At 58.8% G+C, this 21,389-nt stretch carries 18 protein-coding genes; 13 read left to right on the forward strand and 5 right to left on the reverse strand.

Annotated features, from left to right (window positions below; all coding sequences use genetic code 11):
* Window positions 1-488: 488 nt before the first annotated feature.
* A complete protein-coding gene (locus LB541_RS01180) occupies window positions 489-1,631 on the forward strand; it encodes a DegT/DnrJ/EryC1/StrS family aminotransferase (RefSeq protein WP_224617629.1) in 1,143 nt (380 codons plus the stop codon).
* Between the two features lie 10 nt (window positions 1,632-1,641).
* On the opposite strand, the gene cysQ is transcribed toward LB541_RS01180, so the two are convergent.
* Genes cysQ through cysD form a run of 3 tightly spaced genes read right to left on the reverse strand, consistent with a single transcriptional unit; the run spans window position 1,642 to window position 5,289 of the window.
* Window positions 1,642-2,433, reverse strand: coding sequence for a 3'(2'),5'-bisphosphate nucleotidase CysQ (gene cysQ / locus LB541_RS01185; RefSeq protein ID WP_224617630.1), 792 nt, complete (start codon window positions 2,431-2,433; stop codon window positions 1,642-1,644).
* Between the two features lie 10 nt (window positions 2,434-2,443).
* Window positions 2,444-4,381 (reverse strand): sulfate adenylyltransferase subunit CysN, encoded by a 1,938-nt coding sequence (cysN, locus tag LB541_RS01190; protein WP_224617631.1) that lies wholly within the window; start codon window positions 4,379-4,381, stop codon window positions 2,444-2,446.
* Window positions 4,382-4,383: 2 nt separating this feature from the next.
* Window positions 4,384-5,289 carry a sulfate adenylyltransferase subunit CysD gene (gene cysD / locus LB541_RS01195; protein ID WP_140638718.1) on the reverse strand — a complete coding sequence of 302 codons (906 nt, stop codon included), beginning with the start codon at window positions 5,287-5,289 and terminating at the stop codon, window positions 4,384-4,386.
* Window positions 5,290-5,770: 481 nt separating this feature from the next.
* Between cysD and LB541_RS01200 the strand changes: the two genes are divergently transcribed.
* Both LB541_RS01200 and LB541_RS01205 read left to right on the forward strand, forming a co-directional pair.
* Window positions 5,771-7,048, forward strand: coding sequence for an O-antigen ligase family protein (locus tag LB541_RS01200; protein ID WP_224617867.1), 1,278 nt, complete (start codon window positions 5,771-5,773; stop codon window positions 7,046-7,048).
* A gap of 17 nt (window positions 7,049-7,065) precedes the next feature.
* Entirely contained in the window at window positions 7,066-8,013 is a 948-nt protein-coding gene (locus tag LB541_RS01205; RefSeq protein ID WP_224617632.1) for an NAD-dependent epimerase/dehydratase family protein, read from the forward strand.
* Here the strand turns inward: LB541_RS01205 and LB541_RS01210 are convergent.
* Window positions 8,001-8,540 carry a sugar transferase gene (locus tag LB541_RS01210; RefSeq protein ID WP_140520766.1) on the reverse strand — a complete coding sequence of 180 codons (540 nt, stop codon included), beginning with the start codon at window positions 8,538-8,540 and terminating at the stop codon, window positions 8,001-8,003. The two genes, LB541_RS01205 and LB541_RS01210, sit on opposite strands and share 13 nt — an antisense overlap.
* Before the next feature lie 218 nt (window positions 8,541-8,758).
* The gene (locus LB541_RS01215) at window positions 8,759-10,741 is read right to left on the reverse strand and encodes a nucleoside-diphosphate sugar epimerase/dehydratase (RefSeq protein WP_181175067.1); all 1,983 of its coding nucleotides are present in this window, start codon (window positions 10,739-10,741) and stop codon (window positions 8,759-8,761) included.
* A 542-nt stretch (window positions 10,742-11,283) separates the two neighbouring features.
* Between LB541_RS01215 and LB541_RS01220 the strand changes: the two genes are divergently transcribed.
* From LB541_RS01220 to LB541_RS01265, 10 genes are all read left to right on the forward strand, one after another.
* On the forward strand, window positions 11,284-12,714 hold the full coding sequence (locus LB541_RS01220) for a phosphomannomutase (protein ID WP_224617633.1): 1,431 nt from the start codon (window positions 11,284-11,286) through the stop codon (window positions 12,712-12,714).
* Window positions 12,714-14,129 carry a mannose-1-phosphate guanylyltransferase/mannose-6-phosphate isomerase gene (locus tag LB541_RS01225; protein WP_140671855.1) on the forward strand — a complete coding sequence of 472 codons (1,416 nt, stop codon included), beginning with the start codon at window positions 12,714-12,716 and terminating at the stop codon, window positions 14,127-14,129. The genes LB541_RS01220 and LB541_RS01225 overlap by 1 nt, the downstream gene beginning before the upstream one ends.
* 80 nt (window positions 14,130-14,209) lie before the next feature.
* Window positions 14,210-15,298, forward strand: a complete 1,089-nt coding sequence (gene gmd, locus LB541_RS01230; protein WP_140494852.1) for a GDP-mannose 4,6-dehydratase — start codon at window positions 14,210-14,212, stop codon at window positions 15,296-15,298.
* A gap of 2 nt (window positions 15,299-15,300) precedes the next feature.
* Window positions 15,301-16,401 carry a DegT/DnrJ/EryC1/StrS family aminotransferase gene (locus LB541_RS01235; protein WP_140762647.1) on the forward strand — a complete coding sequence of 367 codons (1,101 nt, stop codon included), beginning with the start codon at window positions 15,301-15,303 and terminating at the stop codon, window positions 16,399-16,401.
* Window positions 16,402-16,468: 67 nt separating this feature from the next.
* Window positions 16,469-17,206, forward strand: a complete 738-nt coding sequence (locus LB541_RS01240) for an ABC transporter permease (protein WP_140495057.1) — start codon at window positions 16,469-16,471, stop codon at window positions 17,204-17,206.
* Window positions 17,203-17,955 (forward strand): ABC transporter ATP-binding protein, encoded by a 753-nt coding sequence (locus LB541_RS01245; protein ID WP_140494856.1) that lies wholly within the window; start codon window positions 17,203-17,205, stop codon window positions 17,953-17,955. The genes LB541_RS01240 and LB541_RS01245 overlap by 4 nt, the downstream gene beginning before the upstream one ends.
* A gap of 36 nt (window positions 17,956-17,991) precedes the next feature.
* Window positions 17,992-18,372, forward strand: a complete 381-nt coding sequence (locus LB541_RS01250) for a glycosyltransferase (RefSeq protein WP_224617869.1) — start codon at window positions 17,992-17,994, stop codon at window positions 18,370-18,372.
* Entirely contained in the window at window positions 18,369-18,980 is a 612-nt protein-coding gene (locus tag LB541_RS01255; protein WP_140897159.1) for an acetyltransferase, read from the forward strand. Before LB541_RS01250 ends, LB541_RS01255 begins: the two co-directional genes overlap by 4 nt.
* 52 nt (window positions 18,981-19,032) lie before the next feature.
* Window positions 19,033-20,148 carry a glycosyltransferase family 4 protein gene (locus LB541_RS01260; RefSeq protein ID WP_224617634.1) on the forward strand — a complete coding sequence of 372 codons (1,116 nt, stop codon included), beginning with the start codon at window positions 19,033-19,035 and terminating at the stop codon, window positions 20,146-20,148.
* A 63-nt stretch (window positions 20,149-20,211) separates the two neighbouring features.
* Entirely contained in the window at window positions 20,212-21,330 is a 1,119-nt protein-coding gene (locus LB541_RS01265; protein WP_140555901.1) for a glycosyltransferase, read from the forward strand.
* Window positions 21,331-21,389: the final 59 nt, after the last annotated feature.

Below are 21,389 nucleotides of genomic sequence, written 5' to 3' on the forward strand. Positions count from 1 at the left end.
GCCAGAGGAAACGAATCCAAATTAACAGGTTCCTTGGAACCTTCGCCGGCGCGCTGTTGATGAGGCAGTAAAGAAAACCCGCCTGTGCGGCGGGTCCTTGGCGCAACTCAGCACCATGGGCAAATATGTAGCATGGTTGCCTTCACCCAGTCAAGAAAAAATTCCTATCTTCGGATAGCTGCCGCACTGCGGACTGGCGTTCTCAGGCCTTGGCTGACCCAAGTTCGGGTCGTGGTAAGGCCCAACATGGATTGAGCCGGCCGATCACTTTATGTTTAGCAGGGTCGACTCTGGGGTTATAAGGCCGTAATTGCGCCGCACGAATCCCGGATTTCCGGCGTCCGGCTGACCGACACCGGAAAATGCGGTAACAGACTGCCACGACCGGGCAATTTGTCGCTCCGCGCGCCCGGCTTTCTCGGCAGGCGCAATTCTGATACCAGCGGGTCGAGGCTAGACCGCCCGGTTAAAAATCGTTTGAGGACGACATGCAGTTCATCGATCTTGGCGCACAGCGCGAACGAATCCGCGACCGGCTGAAGGCCGCGATCGACCATGTCGTCGAGGACGGCCGCTATATCCTCGGTCCCCAGGTAGCCGAATTCGAGAAAAAGCTCGCCGCCTATGTCGGCGTCAAGCACGTCGTGGCCTGCGCCAACGGCACCGACGCACTGCTTTTGCCGCTGTTCGCCGCCGGGATCGGCCCGGGCGATGCCGTGTTCGTTCCGAGCTTCACCTTTGCCGCCACGGCGGAAGTGGTGGCGCTGGCCAAGGCCGAGCCGGTTTTCGTCGACGTCGATCCCAACACCTACAACATCGACATCGCCAGCCTCGAGGCGGCGATCACGATGATCAAGAAAGAAGGCCGGCTGAAGCCCAGGGCGATCATTCCGGTCGACCTCTTCGGCCTTGCCGCCGACTACGATGCCATCATGGCGATCGCCCACCGAGAAGGCCTGATGGTGATCGAGGATGCCGCCCAATCGATGGGCGGTTCGGCGGACGGCAAGATGTGCGGGTCGTTCGGCACGGTCGGCTCGACCAGTTTCTATCCGGCGAAGCCGCTCGGCTGCTACGGCGACGGCGGAGCGATGTTCACCAACGACGACGCCTTGGCCGACAAGCTGCGCTCCTTCGCCTTCCACGGCAAGGGCGAGACGCAATATGACAACATCCGGGTCGGCATCAATTCACGGCTCGACACGCTGCAGGCCGCGATCCTGATCGAAAAGCTCGCCATTCTCGAGGACGAGATGGTTGCCCGGCAAATGGTGGCGAACCGTTATGCCGAAGGGCTTGCTGATGTCGTCACGGCAGCCCGCAACCTGGACGGCAGCCGCTCGGCCTGGGCGCAATACGCCATCGAGACGCCCAAGCGCGACGGGCTGAAGGCGCATCTCGGCGAAAAAGGCATTCCGTCGGTCATCTACTATGTGAAGCCGCTGCACGAGCAGATCGCCTATCGCGACTATCCGAGAACGCCGACCGGCCTTGCCGTATCCGAGCAATTGCCCAAGCGCATCCTGTGCCTGCCGATGCATCCCTATCTCAGCGAAGCCGATCAGGACCGGATCATCGAGACGATCCGCAACTATATCGGATCGACCTCGGCGCAGGCCGCGGCCGAGTAACCAGCCGGCTTCAGGCGGGGCTTGCCCCTGCCCTGCCGCTGGCGATGAAATGCGGATTGGCGAAATCCGCATCGCCGCCCTGTTTTCGCTTGCCATACATCAAGGGCTGTCCGTCCAGCGTGCGCGTGATGCCGCCGGCGGCGCGCAGCACGGCATCGCCGGCCGCGGTATCCCACTCCATGGTACGACCGAAGCGCGGATAAATGTCCGCCTCGCCATTGGCGAGCAGACAGAATTTCAGCGACGAGCCGACAGAGACGATCTCAGCGACGCCTAGGTCGCGAATATAGGCTTCGGTTTCGGGCGTATTGTGGGAGCGGCTCGCAACCACAGCCAGCGGCGTCGCAGCCGCCCTCACCGAAATCGGCCGGCGAGAGACGATGCGGAAGTCGCCATCTATTTCGAGGAATTCCGCCTTGCCCGGCAGCCCGGAAAAGAACCGGCCCGTGCAGGGCGCGAAAACGACGCCGACTTCCGGCACGCCGTGGCGGACAAGCGCGATGTTGACGGTGAAATCGGTGCGGCGATTGACGAATTCCTTGGTGCCGTCCAGCGGATCGATCAGGAAGAAAGCCCCGTCGAGGTCCGGCGGCACGATGCCGGCGGATGCTTCCTCCTCGGCCACGCAGGGAATGTCGGGAAAGGCGGCACGCAATCCGGCCAGAATGATCTTCTCGCTCTCGCGGTCCGCCTCGGTCACCGGCGAGGAATCTGATTTCTGGTCGACCGCGCAGCCGGCGTGGAACACACGCATGACCTCGCGGCCGGCCGCCAAAGCGAGCCCCTCGAAAATTTCGAGCATCGACCTGTCGTCAGATGCCGCCGCCATTGTCGTATTGGTCTTCGGCAATGTCACGCTCGTTCAGCCAGTGTTCCAGGGCATCTACCATCTCCTCGGCCGATTTGCCGAGCGTCTTCAGATGGATTTCCGGTTTTTCCGGCGCTTCGTAAGGCGAGTCGACACCGGTGAAATTCTTGATCTCGCCATTGAGCGCGCGGGCGTAGAGGCCTTTCGGGTCACGCCTGGCGCATTCCTCGAACGGCGTGTCGACGAACACTTCGACGAACTCGCCTTCGGCCATCAATTCGCGGGCCATGCGCCGCTCGGCGCTGAAAGGCGAAATGAAGGAAACGATGACGATCAGCCCTGCATCGGCCATGAGGCGGGCCACTTCGGCGACGCGGCGGATGTTTTCGACGCGGTCGGCGTCGGTAAAGCCGAGATCGCGGTTGAGGCCGTGGCGGACATTGTCGCCGTCGAGAATGTAGGTATGGCGCCCGGAGGCAAACAGCTTCTTCTCGAACAGGTTGGCGATGGTCGATTTGCCCGAGCCGGACAGCCCGGTGAACCAGAACACGGCGGGCCGCTGGTTCTTGATGTCGGCACGTACCCGCTTGCCGACATCGAGCGATTGCCAATGGATGTTCTCGGCACGGCGCAGCGAATGCACGATCATGCCGGCGCCGACCGTGGCGTTGCTGATGCGGTCGATCAGGATGAACGCGCCGGTTGTACGGTTCTCGGCGAAGGTGTCGAAAGCGATCGGCGTGCGCGTCGAGATGTTGCAGATGCCCACTTCGTTCATCTCGAGCGACTTGGCAGCTTCACGGGCAAAGTCATTGACATTGACCCGATATTTCAAATCGGTGACGGTAGCGCTGGTCTGGTCGGTCTCGGTGCGCAGGATATAGGAGCGGCCCGGCAGCAGCGCATGTTCGTCGAACCAGACGATGTTGGCGGCGAACTGGTCGGCGACCTGCGGGCGTGCCGCAGGCGCCACCAGCATGTTGCCCCGGGAAATCTCGACCTCGTCATCGAGGACAAGCGTGATGGCCTGGCCGGCAACCGCCTGGGCGAGGTCGCCACCCTGCGCGACGATGCGCCTGACGCGGGAGGATTTGCCCGATTTGGCGACGACGACCTCGTCGCCTTGCGAGATCGCGCCCGAGGCGATCGTTCCGGCGAAGCCGCGAAAATCGAGATTGGGGCGGTTGACGTACTGCACCGGAAAACGGAACGGTAACTCGGCCGCGGCCTCGTCGACCGAAACGGTTTCGAGATGTTCGATCAGCGTCGGGCCGGAATACCATTCCATCCTGTCGGAGCGGCCGGTGACGTTGTCGCCGTAGCGCGCCGACATCGGGATCGGCACGATGGTCTCAAAGCCGAGATCGCGCGAAAACTGCTGATAGTCCTGCGTGATCCGGTCGAAGACCGCCTTATCGAAATCGACGAGATCGATCTTGTTGACGGCCAGCACGATATGGCGGATGCCGAGCAGCGAGGCGATGATCGAGTGGCGCCTGGTCTGGCGCAGCACGCCTTGCCGCGCATCGATCAGCACGATTGCCAGGTCGGCGGTGGACGCGCCGGTCGCCATGTTACGCGTGTACTGCTCGTGGCCGGGCGTGTCGGCGACAATGAATTTGCGCTTTGGCGTGGCGAAGAAGCGATAGGCGACGTCGATGGTGATGCCTTGCTCGCGCTCGGCTTCGAGACCGTCGACCAGCAGTGCGAAATCGATGTCGTCGCCGGTCGTGCCGTGCTTGCGCGAATCGCGTTCGAGCGCGGCAAGCTGGTCCTCGAAAATCTGCTTGGTGTCGGAGAGCAGACGGCCGATCAGCGTCGACTTGCCATCGTCGACGGAGCCGCAGGTGAGGAAGCGCAGCAGCGACTTCTTCTCCTGCGCCGCCAGATAATCGCGGACGCCGTCGGTAGGTGCGAGGCTCTTTGCCATGATGTGGCGCATGGTCAGAAATACCCCTCGCGCTTCTTCTTTTCCATCGAGCCGGCTTCGTCCCGGTCGATCAGGCGGCCCTGCCGTTCGGAGGTGCGCGCGGTCAGCATCTCGCCGACGATAGCTTCCAGCGTGTCGGCTTCCGATTCGATGGCGCCGGTCAGCGGGTAGCAGCCGAGCGTGCGGAAGCGCACCAGCCGATTCTCGATGGTCTCACCGGGGCGCAATTTCATGCGATCGTCGTCCTTGAGGATGAGCATGCCATCGCGTTCGACGACCGGCCGCTGCTTGGCGAAATAGAGCGGCACGATCGGGATGTTCTCCTGCAGGATGTACTGCCAGATGTCGAGCTCGGTCCAGTTGGACAGCGGAAAGACCCGGATCGATTCACCCGTGGCGATGCGGGTGTTGAAGATCTTCCACATTTCGGGGCGCTGATTCTTCGGATCCCAGACATGCTGGGCGTTGCGGAAGGAAAAGATGCGCTCCTTGGCGCGCGATTTTTCCTCGTCGCGGCGGGCGCCGCCAAAGGCGGCATCGAAACCGTATTTGTCGAGCGCCTGGCGCAGCGCCACGGTCTTCATCACATGGGTGTGCGTGTTGGAGCCATGATCGAAGGGATTGATGTTGTCGCGCACGCCATCCTGGTTGACGTGAACCAGGAGATCGAAACCGAGTTTTTGCGCCATCTGATCGCGAAAGGCGATCATCTCGCGAAATTTCCAGGTTGTGTCGACATGAAGGAACGGAAAGGGCGGCTTGGCGGGATAGAATGCCTTCATCGCCAGGTGCATCAGCACGGACGAATCCTTGCCTACGGAATAGAGCATGACCGGCTTGGCGAAGGCGGCCGCGACTTCACGGAATATGTGGATTGACTCGGCCTCAAGCCGCTGCAGGTGCGTAAGCGCTGTTGTCATGGCCTGTCTAGCGTTCTCTCGTGCCTTCCGACAGAAGACCTGGCATCAAATCATCGGGCTTCCCGCCCGGTTCAAGCTTGCTTCTGGACAATGTTATTCTTGCGGGCGTTCTAGCAGATCGCCGCTGCCCAGAACAATGCAAGACGCGCCTGGCAAGGAGTGGTTCGGGAATGAATTTTCCATCCATGCGTCAAAATGCGGAAATTCCTGCTTGTCACGCCGGCGGCTGAGAAAATGCGGGGGAAAAAATTGCTTGATGAAAAGCACGCAGTCTTCGCGCGCCCAATCCGATCGTCTGCCAGCGACTACCGATTTTCCGTGGCAATCGGCCTTGATGCACTTTCAGAAAAAGACCCAAGCCGCTATACCGGCCTCTGAAAGCGGGCAGATGCACGATGCGACACGGGCAATTTCGGCAGGGCTATGTTCGCCGCCGTCAGACAATCCGCCGTGTGAAGCGTCCGAGAATGGTGAGCCGCCCTTGAGCCAGCTTTCATCGATAAGACGGCAGTTCTCGCCCGCGCGGATCAATATCTATTTTTCCATCGCTTGCTTCTTTTTTCCACCGGTCCTGGGGTCTGTGGTGAGCTTCGTGTTCAACGGCGGCGGCCTGTGGTCGGTTCTTTTGATCGCCTCGAAAAAGAGGCGCTTCAACATCGACCGGGCGATGATGGCGCTCACGATCGCGATCTATGCCTATTGCGCGGCAAATCTCCTGGCTTCGCTCGCCAATAACGCAATTGTCAGGGATGCGCCGCATCTGATCCCGCTCGTTACCTTCCTGTTTTTCCCCCTCTCCTATTCAACCTGGAGCATTACGCAGAAAACAACCCTTGTCCGGATCATAATCCTCAGCAGCATGGCCGCCTGTTTCGTCGCGCTGCTGTTGGCGGTCATCCAGCAATATTGGATCGGGATGAGGGCGGAGGGCGGAGCGGGAAATGCGATCGTGTTCGCCACGGTCGTCTGCCTTGCAGTGATGGCCTGCGTGGCCGGTGCCCTGTCGGGCATCGAAAGGCACAAGAGCGCGCTGAGCTGCGCAGCGCTCGGCGGAACGATCGCCATCATCTATTCCGGCACGCGTATCATCTGGCTGGCGCTGCTGATTTCCGGCATTGCCGTGCTGTTGATCAACCAGCATTGGCTGAAAGGGAAGAATGCCGTCCGTCTGGTGCTTCTGATGGCTGCGATCGGCGTCGCGGTCGCCGCTATCGGATTCCATACGATATCCGACAGATTTGATTTTCTGCGCTCTGATTGGGACGCGCTTGGGGCGCACGGCAATTCCGACACCTCGCTTGGAATACGTGTTGCCCTCTGGGACATCGGCCTGAAGGCATTTCGCGACATGCCCTTGTTCGGACACGGAGTGGGCGCCAACCAGCTCTTGATCAGGCAGGGCTTCCAAGACCTGTTCGCGAAAACGGCAGGTTTCAATCATTTCCACAATGGCTTCCTGACGGCATTGGTACAGGCGGGCATCCTGGGCGCCGTGACTTTGGCGGCGATCTTTGTCGTCGCCGGCAGAAACGCCGCCCTGGTCCTGCGCAACAGCGCCGACCCGATCGAGCGCTTTGGCGCCACCATGGTCGTCGTCATGGTGATCACCTACCTGACGGCTGGGATGACAGGCATCCTGATCGGCCAAGACATCCTGGATTCGGTGTTCATGGTCTTCCTGGTATCCGGGACCTATCTTGCGTCGGGACGTCAGGCCCCGTTGCCGGAAGAGATGCCGCTTCCGCCAGTCACGCAATAGCGGCTCCGGGCAAGGCAATGAAGGTCTTGGTCACAGGCGCATCGGGCTTCATCGGACGCCTTGTCGTGCAAAGGCTTTGCGAGGCAGGGGTGGAGGTTCGCCTCGCCTCGCGCTACCCAGAAAGGCTCGCTTCGGGCAGCGACATCGTTGGCTTGCCGCGTTTCGATGCGCCGGCCAAGGACTTCCTTGCCGTCACCCGTGACGTCACGGACGTCGTTCACTGCGCCGGCTTGAACAATGATCAAGGCGAGGCCACCGAAGCCGACTACCGAGCCGTCAACGCGGAACTGAGCGCGCGGCTGGCGCATGCGGCTGCCACGCAGGCAACCGGACGTTTCATCCAACTGTCATCGGTCCGGGCCGTGATCGGCGCCCGCGTCAGCGCAACGATCGACGAGCATACGGTCCCCGATCCGCAATGCGCCTACGGGCGCTCGAAACGCGAGGGCGAGATCAGAGTCCTGGACGCCTATGCATGGCACGGCCGCGCCGACGCGGCCGTGCTGCGCCTGCCGGCGGCCTACGCAAGCGGCATGAAGGGCAATCTGGCAATGCTGATGCGCCTGGCCGATACGGGCCTGCCGCTGCCGACAGGTATTCTGACAGGAACCCGCTCGCTGGTGTCGGCCGACGCAGCCGCGCAAGCCGTGCGGCATTTGTTGGCTCATCCGGGGCCGCTCAGCCCTGCCTATATAGCCAGCGACGTGCCTCCGGTGTCGGTGGCAGCCGTCGTAAGCGCCTTCCGTAAGGGACTTGGGCGGCCGGTGCGCCTGGCTGCCGTACCGGCCAGCCTGATGCGGATGGCCGCGGTGGCGCTAGGCAAGCGGGCGTTTTGGGAGAGCATGACGGCGACACAGATATGCGACCCTTCCCTGCTCATCTCGCAGGGCTGGCTGCCGGAAACAGCGACGCTTGATCGTCTAAGCGAAATCGCGGCGCGCAGCAGGCAAGCTCAACCTGGATAAATCGTCGCGATCAGGATGCGAAGATCAAGGCCGATCGAGGCGACCTTGAGATAGTCGGCATCGGTTTCGGCCAATAGGGCCGGGTCCGACATGTCGATGCCCTTGACCTGAGCCAGGCCGGTGATGCCGGGAAGCGCCGATGAAACGCCCAGCCGTCGGCGGCACTCGATCAGCTCGGTTTGCGTCGGCAGACAGGGACGCGGTCCGACCAAGCTCATCTCGCCCTTCAGAACATTCCAGAACTGCGGCAGCTCATCGAGCTTGAACTTCCGCAGGGTCTTTCCGGCCGGCGTCACGGCATTCGCCGGCGCCTCGTGCGAAGGCAAGGATGGCGTGCCGACATACATCGTGCGCAATTTGTGACAGCGAAAGAGCACGCCATCGCGGCCAACCCGCGTTTGAGAAAAGATGGCCGGACCGGGCGACGATATACGAACAGCCAGGACAGCGAGCGCCAGGACGGGTGACGTGACCAGGAGCAGCAGCGCCGCGCCGGCAAGATCGAAGATTTGCTTGGCTGTCTTCATGAACCGCCGATAGTGCTCGTTGCCAAAACCAAAGACGAAATACGAATCCGCTCGACGTAGCATGAGGCTATCGCTCGACCAAGCTCGACCCCTCGCCTGCTCGGATGCGCCCGCAGAGGAATGCCAGCCAGCGCCCCAGGGTCCCGAAGGTCCGCCGATAAATGCCGCTCTTGCGCAGATTGCTCAAGCGCCGAAGAAGGCCAGGGTCTTTTGAAGCATCAGTTCGCCTGCCCGGCCGCTTTCGGGATCACGGCCTCAGGCACGTCCCCTCTTACCTTCTTGGTATGGTCAAGACCCGCAAGCACAGCGAGCGAGGATGCCTTGTCCTGGCTCTTCACGGATTGCTGCAGGGCCGCAAGCGCCGCCTGGACATCGGACCATTCCGCGACATCGGTGCTCAGGCCAAAAATCTTGGAAATGCCGAGTTCGACCAGCTCCTCATCCTCACCATGCAACGTTTCATGGAGTTTTTCACCCGGCCGGATTCCGGTGAAGCGAATGGGGATGTCCGTGTATGGGCTTTTTCCGGACATGCGGATCATCGTCTCGGCAACTTCGAGGATCGGCACCGGTTTGCCCATGTCGAGCATGTAGACGGCGTAGTCGTCGCCGGCTTTCCGCGAGGCGGCATCGGCCGCCGACATGATGACGAGGTCGACGGCTTCGGCCACGGTCATGAAATAGCGCGTCATGCGCCGGTCGGTTATGGTGACCGGACCTCCGGCCTCGATCTGCGCCTGGAATATGGTTGCGACCGAGCCATTGCTGCCAAAGACATTGCCGAACCGAACGGCTATGAACTTGGTGGCGGGGCGCCGTGCGCCGGCCTCGCCGGCGGGCGTTTCATGCAAGGCGCTGACGATCTGTTCGGCCGCCCGCTTCGTCAGGCCCAGCACGGATGTCGGGTCCACGGCCTTGTCGCTCGAAACAAGCACGAATTGCTTGACGCCGCATTTGGCGGCAACCTCGGCACAGACAAGCGTTCCGAAGACATTGGTCTGGATGGCCGAATCCCAGTTTTCCTCGAGCAAAGGCACATGCTTCAGTGCCGCGGCGTGGAAAACGATGTCCGGCTTGAACTCGGTGACGACACGCGTCATCTGGCGTCGGTCGGCGACATCGACAATGCGGACCTTGAGGCGGTCATGGTCCTTCTCTTCGACGTATTGGCTCAATTGGAAAATGCCGAACTCGGAATTGTCGGCAACCAGCACCGCCTCCGCGCCCAGTTCCAGTGACCTCTTGACCAGGGTGCGGCCGATGGAACCGGCGCCGCCGGTGACCAGGACGCGCTTGCCGCCAACGAAGGCCCCGATGCGTTCGATGTCGGACGGAACCGTGGGGCGGCGCAGGATCGTTTCCATCTCGACCTCGTCGAGAACGAGCTTTCCTTCCTGGCCAAGCTGCGAAAGCCCCGAGAACTGCACCACCGCTATGTCGCCTTGCCGGGCAACACGGACGAGCTCCGAATACTCCTCGATCTCATGTTCGGCGCCGCTGCCGAAAATCAGCAGGTCCAGGCTTGTCGTACCCTTGGCGTATTCTTCCAGCACCTCGATCAGGCGGGGGCGGGTGGCCACGACGGGAACGCCCTGGATCCGAGTGCCCTGCGGAACACCGTGCTCAATCGCCATAATCCCTGCAATTGAATACTCTACAGGCTGCGTCGTGCGCGTGAAACGGATGATTACGTCGGCCTCGCTCAGCTTGCCGACAAACACCGCTCTCTTGGTCGAAGCCTTGCCGCGACTCAGAATGCGCCAGCTCGCGCCGTCGCGAAAGAACCGGTAGAAAATCCGGGGCGCCGAGATGATCGTGAAAGAAACCAGGAAGAAGACGATGAACTGGCGCTCATTGAGGCCCGCCACCGGCTGAAAGGAACGAACAAAAAGCGAAACACAGTAAAGGACGATGGTCAGTATTGCGCAGCCCTTCAGGATGTTGAAGAAATCCGGCGTCGAGGCGAAGCGCCACACAGTATTGTAGAGGCCGCAATATCTGAATAACAGATGACTAAGAATAATGATGCTCGCCCAGCAAGCGAAACCCGCTGGAGAGAACGCTTCGAACGACAGCCTCGACTGCGATAAAGTCAGGCTAAGCGCCACCGCCACCAGAACCATGGCGATGTCTTGAATCATGATGATGGCGCGACGCATTGTGGGCCGGAGTCCGGGTACAGCTTCTACATAGGATTTCATCGGACGGTACTGAACTCCAGGCGCGAAGACTTCAATACTAAAGTGGCTCTAGAGCGAATACCATCCGTCACCGGCGGCTTCTTTTTAGTACCAAATCTTCGGCCCCCGCCGCGTGTATCGCATAGCGTGGACTTGAAATCATCGCCAGAGATTTTTTCATAGGTTGGCGGGTGAAGAGAAAGTCCGTTTGATCAAGATCTTGCACATCAACTGCAAAGAGCCCTAGAGTCCGACAGCAACTCAGGATAGAGAGAGGGGTCGACCGGAGAGGTCAATCCTTGACTACTCTTTGCCCTGGTGCGGTCTGCTCTCGACCTATGGCCTATGGTTCCGCAGATATCAAGCGGTTCGAGAATGCCGGCAGCGCGATCGTGAGGCCATCGCTCGGTCCTTGACGCCAGACGGCTCTCACCCTGTCGACGCGGCTGGGAATGCAGTGTGGATAGCTGGAAGGAAAGGTGAACCGCCCGAAGCGATTTTGCGGTTGACAGCCAAGTCTGCTGCAATATGACGGTCTTCCCTTTACCAGCCAAAGCGAAGTGATGAAGTTTGGATCAAGTGGCCTGCGAGGGTTGGCTTCAGAATTAGTCGGGAAACCCAGCGGCCTTTATACGGAGGCTTTCGCTTGGCGTCTCGTTGCCGATGGGGTCCGATCGAAGGCCAAGGTGTTCGTTGGTCGCGACTTGCGCGATAGCAGTCCGACGATCGCCGCCAACTGCATGGCTGCCTTGGCGGCAAGTGGGTTTCAACCGATCGATTGCGGTGCCATTCCAACGCCAGCCTTGGCGTTGTATGCCGGGCAGCATGACGCAGCGGCGCTCATGGTTACGGGTTCGCACATCCCTGCGGACCGCAATGGCATCAAGTTCTATAGCCCGCGGGGCGAGATCACCAAGGCCGATGAAGCCGCTATGGCACACTATGCTGCCGAACGGCTAGACGCCTATTGCCCCCCGCCGCCAATAGGTACGGCTTTGCCGGGACATCACGACAATGCGATCGCCGCCTATCGCGCGCGCGCCGATGACATCTTGGAGCCTGGGTCCCTTTCGGGCCTGAGGCTCGGCGTCTATCAGCACAGTTCGGTCGCGGCGGATCTTCTGGTGGAGGTTCTCCGATCCTTTGGCGCAGATGTGACACCTGTCGGGAAATCGGAGACCTTCGTACCCGTCGATACCGAAGCCGTTGACGAAACCACAATTGCAAAGTTCAAGGGTTGGGCGCGGGAATTCCACCTCGACGCCATCGTGTCGACCGATGCCGATGCTGATCGGCCACTGATTGCCGACGAGAATGGTGACCTGTTTCGCGGCGACCTGATCGGCCTCGCCACGGCTCTGTTCCTGCGGGCTGACATCGTGGTGACGCCCGTGACTTCGAATTCAGGTATTTCGAAAGCCTTCGGTTTTACGGTTCTGAGAACGAAGGTCGGATCTCCCTTTGTTGTCGAAGCCATGGAAGCCTCACACCGCCCCGGGAAAATCGTTGTGGGCTTTGAAGCCAATGGTGGCGTTCTCTTGGGGTCGGACTGTTCGCTACACGGCAAGACATTGACGGCATTGCCGACACGGGATTCACTGCTCCCCATCCTGGCTGTCCTCGGGATGGTCGCATCGACAAGAAAATCGCTGTCAGGTCTGCGCGCGTTGTGGAATCTTCCGGCTTGTGCAAGCGAACGCCTTGAGAATTTCCCGGTGGAGAGTTCGCGCAGCTTGATGCGCCGGCTCGCGGATCGGGCTGCACTGCAGCGATTTCTGGCCCCGTTCGGAACTGTTGCTGAAGTTGACGAGACCGACGGCCTAAGGACACAGATGCTGACTGGCGAGATCATCCATCTGCGGCCGTCCGGCAACGCGCCTGAACTTCGCTGTTATTCGGAGGCAGCAGACCCAGGCAGAGCGAGAGCGATTGTGGCGCTGACGCTCGACAGGGCGCTGGCGATCGCATCCACAAACGAAGCAGAGGTCATTTAATGAAAGTGGTTCCCGTCATCATCAGCGGTGGAGCCGGATCGCGACTATGGCCTGCCTCAAGGCAATCGCACCCCAAGCCTTTTCTTAAAGTGGCGGACGGGCATTCGCTTATTCAGCACACAGTGCTGCGCGCCGCGTCGATTGAGGGCGTGGTGGAACTCGTGGCTGTAACGTCCGGGGACCACCTTTTCCTCACGAAGGACGACTTCGACGAACTGGATTCGGTTGTGTTGCCGCGTACGTTTCTGCTCGAGCCGGAAGGCCGGGATACTGCCGCTGCCGTGGCGGCAGCCACTGTCCATGCCAAGGCAACGCAGGGCCCTGATGCGATTCTATGCGTCTTCCCGGCCGATCACATGATTGGCAACTTGCCTGCGTTTCTAGACGTTATGGGCCGGGCCATCGAATACGCAAAACTGGGGCGGATTGCCACATTGGGCATCAGCCCGACCAGACCGGACACGGCATTCGGCTACATCGAAGCCGATGGTGAGAAAGTCGTCCGCTTCGTTGAGAAACCGGATCTCGACACAGCCAAGGCCTATGTCGCCTCCAAACGCTTCTTCTGGAACGCGGGGATATTCTGCTTCAGCGCGCAACGCATGCTCGACGAGATGGCTTTGCATTGCCCCGAAGTGATCCAGGCGGTTTCCGACAGTTATGAGAACGGCCGATTCAGTCAAGGCGAAGGCTTTGCCAAAATCGAACTCGCGCCCGAGCATTTTGGCTCCGCTCCGCGAATCTCTCTCGATCACGCGGTTATGGAGAAGGCAAACAATCTTGCCGTGGTTCCTTGCGACATGGATTGGAACGACATCGGATCTTGGAACGCGATGGCCGATTTGATCGCTCCTGACGAAAGCGGCAACAGGCTGCGCGGCGATGTTCATATGGTCGACACCACCGGCAGCTATGTAAGTTCCGACAAGCGCGTCATCGGCACGGTCGGGGTCAGCGATCTGGTGATCGTGGATTCTCCCGACGCATTGCTTGTCGCCTCCCGCGATCGCGTTCAGGACGTCAAGAAGTTGTTCGAGGGCCTCAAGGCTTCCGGGCATGAGGCACATTTGGTCCACAGCACCGTACATAGACCGTGGGGCACCTATACGGTTCTGGAGGAAGGCGAGCGCTTCAAAATCAAACGCATCGAGGTGAAACCCGGCAGACGTTTGAGCCTGCAAATGCACTACCATCGCTCCGAGCACTGGGTCGTGGTCAGCGGGTCCGCGAAAATAGTCAATGGCGACCAGGAGCTGTTCCTGGCGACCAACGAGTCAACCTACATCCCCTGCGGTCATAAACACAGGCTGGAAAACCCGGGCCGGATTGACCTGGTGATCATTGAAGTGCAAAGCGGCGATTATCTCGGCGAGGACGATATCGTGCGTTTTGACGACGTATACGGCCGCGCCTGACGATCCATTGGCTCACGGTGCTGGGGGCGGCAAAGCCTTAGGGGCTGGGCGGACACAAATCGGATACATCGAGAACATTGATGAAAAAAAAAGCACTGATAACCGGCATCACCGGGCAGGACGGCGCCTATCTGGCGGCATTCCTGCTGGAAAAGGGTTATTCCGTTCACGGCGTAAGGCGCCGCACATCCCTTTTTAATACGGATCGCATCGATCATTTGTATCATGATCCACATGAAAAGGGTGTAGATCTGACGTTGCATCATGGCGATCTGACTGACTCATCAAGTCTGATGCGGATCATTCAGCTCGTTCAGCCGGATGAGATTTACAATCTGGCGGCACAGAGTCACGTAGCCGTTTCATTTGAGGAACCTGAATACACCGCCAACTCCGACGCTCTAGGGGCGTTGAGAATTTTGGAAGCCATCCGAATTCTCGGCTTGGAGAAGAAGGTCCGTTTCTATCAGGCGTCTACGTCTGAGCTGTACGGGCTCGTGCAAGAGACGCCGCAAAAGGAAACCACGCCATTCTACCCACGGTCTCCTTATGCCGTGGCCAAATTGTATGCATACTGGATTACGATCAATTATCGCGAAGCATACGGCATCTATGCGTGTAACGGCATTCTGTTCAATCACGAGTCCCCAATGCGAGGTGAGACGTTTGTGACGCGTAAGATTACGCGAGCGCTGGCACGGATCAAGCTAGGCATGCAAGAGAAGCTTTACCTGGGTAATCTAGATTCACTGCGCGACTGGGGGCATGCCAAAGACTATGTTGAGATGCAATGGCTTATGTTGCAACAGGAGGCGCCTGAGGATTACGTTATCGCAACTGGCGAGCAGCATTCCGTGCGCGAATTTGTGACCCTGGCGGCTGCGGAACTGGATATTGACGTAAGATGGGAGGGAAAAGGCGTCGACGAGAAAGGGTACGATAACAAAAGCGGTCAATGTATAGTGGCTGTCGATGCGGCTTACTTTCGGCCGACAGAAGTCGAAACGCTTCTTGGCGACGCCAGTAAAGCTCGAAAGAACCTTGGCTGGGAACCTAGAATTAAATTCACCGAGCTGGTCCAAGAAATGATTCGCGAGGACTTTAAGGGTGCCGAGCAGGAAAAGCTGCTTACAACGCATGGCTATCAACGCTTCACTCGCGCAGAATAACCATGGCACGAATTCCAGTATATGAGCCATACCTCAGCGGAAACGTACCGGCGTATGTCAACGAGTGCTTGACTACGGGTTGGATTTCCTCACGTGGAGCCTTCATATCCCGATTTGAAAAGGCTTTTGCGGAGTATGTAGGCGCGAAAGAGGCGACAAGCGTGGCAAACGGTACCGTAGCCATCCACCTTGTGTTGGATGCATTGGGCATCGGTGCCGGCGACGAGGTCATCGTTCCAAGCTTCACCTACATAGCGTCGGTCAACACCATTTTGCAGACCGGCGCGACGCCGGTCTACGTCGATTCGTTGGAAGACACGCTGCAGGTGGATCCGCAGGCAATACGTGACGCTATAACCCCGAGAACCCGCGCGGTCATGGCGGTGCATTTGTATGGCCATCCTTGTGATATGGATGCGATCTCGGGCCTTTGCCGCGATCACGATCTTTTGCTCATCGAGGACTGCGCGGAAGGCTTCGGGACCCGGTGGAAAGGCCGGCATGTCGGCACGTTTGGTGATGTTGCCACCTTCAGTTTCTTCGGGAACAAGACAATCACAACTGGCGAAGGCGGAATGGTTCTGGCGCGATCGGCTGAGGTGATGGACAAGTGTCGGCGCCTGAAAAGCCAAGGTGTCTCGCCGACCCGCGAATACTGGCACGACATGCTCGCCTACAATTATCGGATGACCAATATCCAGGCGGCGATCGGGCTTGCCCAGATCGAGATGGCTGAAGAGATCATCCACCGCAAGCAGCAGATCGCAGAGATATACCGGACCCGACTGTCCGGGCTTCCCTTGAGGACCCATGATCCCGTGGGCGACGTTAATCATTCGCACTGGATGTGTTCGATTGTCGTTGACCACGTTGAGGATCGAGATCGGTTGCGTGCGCGTCTTGCCGACGACGAAATCGAGACACGCCCGTTTTTCCCCTTAGCCAGCCACATGCCGCACTGTTATTCTGACCGGGCCTTTCCGAATGGCGATAGCGTAAGCAAGCGTGGCATCAATCTGCCGAGCTACCCCGGACTGACCGAGGAACAGTTGAACCGCATATGTTCTTCGATCATCGGTTATTTCGAGGATCGACCGCGGTGACTTTGCGTTAAGGAAATGGCCTGTGAACGAGTATCTTAGGGGCATTTGGGCCGCGCGATATTTTTGGATGCATCTCGCGATGTCCGATCTGCGCGGTCGCTGGAGAAGGTCCTTCTTCGGTGTCCTGTGGTCGATTATCCAGCCTCTGGGCCTAACGATCCTTATCTCCATCGTATTCAGTCGCATCTTCGACGCCGCGATCTCGGAATATGCGCCCTACATTCTCTCCGGGGTCATCATCTGGGAGTACATCGTCTTCAATGTAAGTGGAGGCGCATTGGCTTTCGTCCAAGCCGACGCGTACATCAAGCAGACACGTCACCCGTTAGCGATATATACGCTTCGAAACGTTATTTCCGGGCTTATGGTGCTTGCCCTGGCCAGCATCAGCCTCATCGGTTGGGTGCTTGTCGTTATGCCGCAGAATTTCGGCTGGTCTTGGCTTGCCGCCCTCACGATATTCCCGATCATCGGTCTGATTGTCTGGCCGTGGGCGACGATAATGGCATATTTTTCTGCCCGTTTTCGCGATCTGCCGCATGCGCTTGGCCTGATATTGCAAGCCCTATGGTTTGTCTCACCAATCTATTTCGAGACTTCGGTGTTCCGCAAAGGCAATCTGCATGTCCTTCTGGACTACAATCCGCTTTATCACCTCCTCCAGATCGTACGCGCTCCACTCCTGCATGGTGAATGGCCCGTCGCTGCCAATTACCTGTGGTGCTTCGGGACTATCGCAGTGCTCATGCTGATCGCAGCACTCGTGGGCAGGTCCGCCGAAAAGAGGGTGATCTTCTACCTATGACAAACCGGATTCACCTCGAGTCGGTAAACCTCCATTATGCATCCGTCGGCTTCAGCGAGCGGTCGTTGAAATCCATGCTGGCGTCGCTCGCGACGTTGAACGGAGGAGGCAAGAAGATCGTCGACATCCACGCATTGAAGGATGTTAGTCTGGACATTGGTCCCGGCGAACGCGTTGGCCTTTTAGGACACAATGGGGCCGGCAAGAGCACGTTCCTCAAGATGGTGGCAGGATTATACCCGACATCTTCCGGGAAGCGCGTGGTCGAGGGGACCGTCCGGTCTTTGTTTGACCTGAGTTTGGGTTTCGAGCCTGATGCCACCGGCCGGGAGAACATCCTGTACCGCGGACTTCTCCTTGGTCTCTCGCCCAAATTCATGCGCTCGATAGAGGACGAGGTTGTCGCCTTTGCCGATATCGGGGAGTTTATCGACTATCCGATCAAAACCTATTCCGCTGGCATGCAGGTGCGCCTCGCCTTCGCGATTTCGACAGCGGTCGGCGGTGACATTCTCCTCCTCGACGAGGTGATCGGTGCCGGTGATGCGAATTTTATGGGAAAAGCGCGCAAACGCATCCTGGATCTTGTCGAGCAGGCGGAGATTCTGTTGCTCGCTTCACACGACTTTGGCACGCTGAGTTCCATTTGTGAGCGAGGTGTTGTTTTTCATCATGGAGCGGTTGCGTTTGACGGCGCAATAGGGCCCGCGATCAAGGCATACAAAAAAGTGAATGGATTGGCGCAGTGATGTCGATGCCCACCCAATCTGTCTTGGTCGGCGTTCATCCCGGGGTCCGGTAGAGCTTGCCGCCTCTACAAGTGCGCTGACCTTGCGGTAAATCCATCGCTTTCCGAAGGTGGAATGCCATTCACGATTACAGAGGCGTTGTCCGTAGGAACTCCCGTTGTCATGGGCGACATTGAGGTGACCAGGGAGATTGTTGTCGATCCGGCACTGCGAGAATCCACCTTGTTCGACCCATATGATTGGAAGGCAATGGCCGACAAGATCGAATGGGCACTTCAAAACCGGGATGCCCTCTACGCTCAGCAGCGCCAATTTTTTGATGTTCTCGCGAAACGTACGTGGAAGGATGTTGTTAAGGAACATATCCGCATCCTTGATGTCATAGCAGAGCAGAAAGGCATGACGCCGTCACTATGAGCAAAGGCCTTTTCATTCTGGGCTTTGGCGGCCATGCGCGTAGCGTAGGGGATATAGCGCTGTCGTCAGGGTTCGATGATTTGATTTTCATCGATGACCAGGCGAAGGCCGGTGAGGAATTTGCGGGCTTTCCTGCTGTCGCTGTTCTTCCCAGCAATGCCGCCGGCGCCGGTTGGCTCATGTTTCCGGGCTCGGGTGACAATGCGCGGCGACGCGCGCAATGCGGGAGCGCGCTTCTTCCTCTTGCGACGCTCGTCGCACCGACTGCCTCTGTCGGGAGGCAATGTGAGATCGGGCAAGGCTCACTGGTCGCTCATCAGGCCCATTTGGGACCGCTTACAAAGATCGGGCCGGGCGTCATCATCAATAGCGGCGCAGTCGTTGACCACGAATGCGTGATCGGTGATTTTTCGCATATATCCGTCAATGCGACCGTTGCAGGCCGCTGCCGAATAGGCACACAGGTTCTGGTTGGCGCAGGTGCGACCGTGATTGATCGGATCAGCATATGTGACAATGTCATCATCGGCGCTGGCGCAACGGTCGTCCGAGACATTGAAGTGCCCGGCGTGTATACAGGCACGCCGGCCCGTCGAGCCCACGGCTAGACAGCGCCAGCCGCTTTCCTTTCAGGCTCGAACAGAAAAAACGGTCCGATTCATGAAAATCGGCATTGATGCCCGCAACCTTGTCCACAATCTCACAGGCATCGGCCGCTATGTGCTGGAGATGTGCCGTGGGTTGGCGGAAGCCGGTCACGAAATCTTTCTGTATCTCCCGGAGCGACCGGTGTCGGATCTGTCTCGTCTATCGGGCGGTACGTTTCGGATATCTGATCATGCAGGCAATTTCAGGCGCATGGTTTGGGGTCAAACCATCTTGCCCAAACTGGCCGCCCGCGACAAAATCGACATCTTTTGGGGGCCTGCACACAGATTGCCCTTTAGCTTGGATCCGGATATCCCCCGCGTTGTGACCATTCACGATCTCGTATGGCACCATGCGGCATCGACAATGCGTTTGCAGGGCTGGCTCGGCGATCGCTTCCTCATGCGACCTGCAATATTTTCATCGGATAAGATCGTCGCAGTCTCGCGCTCTACGGCCGATGCCATTCGAATGCTGTATCCACAGGTCTCCAAGAAGCTGCACGTGGTGTACCCTGGACTAACGCGCCTGGAGGATGGCGGGACCAACAGCGTGCTTGCGGACAAAGGCATCGACCGCGAATACGCCCTCTTTGTCGGCACACTTGAACCCCGCAAAAACTTGCCAAGTCTCCTGGAAGCATATGCGCTGCTTCCGGAGCCGGTCAGGAAAAATCTGCTGCTCGTCGTAGCGGGGGGTCAGGGGTGGCGTCTCGGCGACCTGCGCGAGCGCATGGTGCGCCTCGAAATCGAATCGGATGTGCGACTTACGGGATATGTCACGGACAGCGATCTCGCTGTCCTCTATCGCCGAGCGAAGTTTCTTGTCATGCCGTCATTATACGAAGGCTTTGGATTTCCAATTATCGAAGCAAATGGGGTTGGGGTGCCTGTTGTAACTTCAAATATGTCTTCCATGCCCGAGGTGGCTGGCGAAGCTGCCATTCTTGTTGACCCGACCAACGTCCAGGATATTTCCGCCGCGATGGGCCGGTTGGCACTCGACAATGCGTTGCGCTCGCGGCTGGCTGAGAAAGCGCCCCTGAACGCGCTCCGGTTCGACTGGAGAAAAAGTGCCTTAGACCTAGTTGCGGTGTTCGAATTGGCCCTCGCCGCGAGGAAGCGCTGACACGGACAAGGGTATGCTTCAGATTTTTGAACTCGCCATCGAGCAAAGACGGAAGACCAACATTTGAAAGTGCTGCATTTCTTCAAGACATACTGGCCCGATACCTTTGGCGGGGTGGAGCGGACGATACATGCCATCGCTCAAAGCACCGCCAGCCGCGGCATCGAAACCGAAGTGCTCTCCTTGAGCCGTGCTCCGAACGAGAACACGCAGCATCTCGACGGGCACATGGCCCGAAAAGCCAGGCTGGATTTCGAACTGGCGTCGACCGGGTTTTCGCTTGACGTCTTTCGGAAGTTCGGAGCGCTCGCCGGGAAAGCCGACCTCATACATTACCATTTCCCATGGCCACTCATGGACATGGTGCATTTTCAATCCCGTCATGGCAAACCGACCGTCGTCACCTACCATTCCGACATCGTCAAACAGAGGCTTTTGCTGCCTCTTTATCGGCCGCTGATGCTGCGCTTCCTCAGGGATGTGGACGCTATCGTCGCGACATCTCCGGACTATTTGAAATCGAGCCCCGTTCTCAGAGCCTTGGAGGGCAAATCGGCGATCATCCCAATCGGCATCAATGAAACCGATTATCCCACGCCGACCGAAGCCGACAACAGATGGTGCCAAGCGGCGGTGACGGAGCCTTTCGTGCTCTTCGTCGGCGTCCTGCGCTACTATAAGGGGCTGGACGTGCTGGTTCAGGCGGCCGACAGAGTCAGGTGCAAGATCGTTATTGCCGGATCAGGGCCTATCGAAGAGCGGCTCAAGCTTCAGGCCAAAACGTTGCGTCGCAACAATGTGATATTCCTCGGCGAGGTGGCCGAGCGGCACAAGATGGCGCTCCTCCACAACTGCCTGGGGTTCGTTTTTCCGTCAAACCAGAGGTCGGAAGCCTACGGGCTTTCTCTCGTCGAGGCTGCGATGTGCGGTAAACCGATGATCTCCTGCGAGATCGGAACGGGAACAAGTTATGTGAACAAAGCCGGCGAGACCGGGTTGGTCGTACCGCCTTCCGATCCAGCACGCCTTGCCGAAGCCATCAACCAGGTCGTCGATTCGCCGGTCGAGGCAGCGAACTGGGGGCGAGCTGCTCGCGATCGCTACGTTCGCCTCTTTACAGCTGACAGGATGGGAAAAACATACGCCGATCTCTATCACCAACTCGATAACCGCCGACGCTGAATACGGTTTCGCACTGTGGCAGCCGGTGAATCCCCGCCGGTTGCTGGTTGTTGATGCAG

The organism is Mesorhizobium sp. BR1-1-15, from assembly GCF_020165475.1.
Taxonomy (GTDB): domain Bacteria; phylum Pseudomonadota; class Alphaproteobacteria; order Rhizobiales; family Rhizobiaceae; genus Mesorhizobium.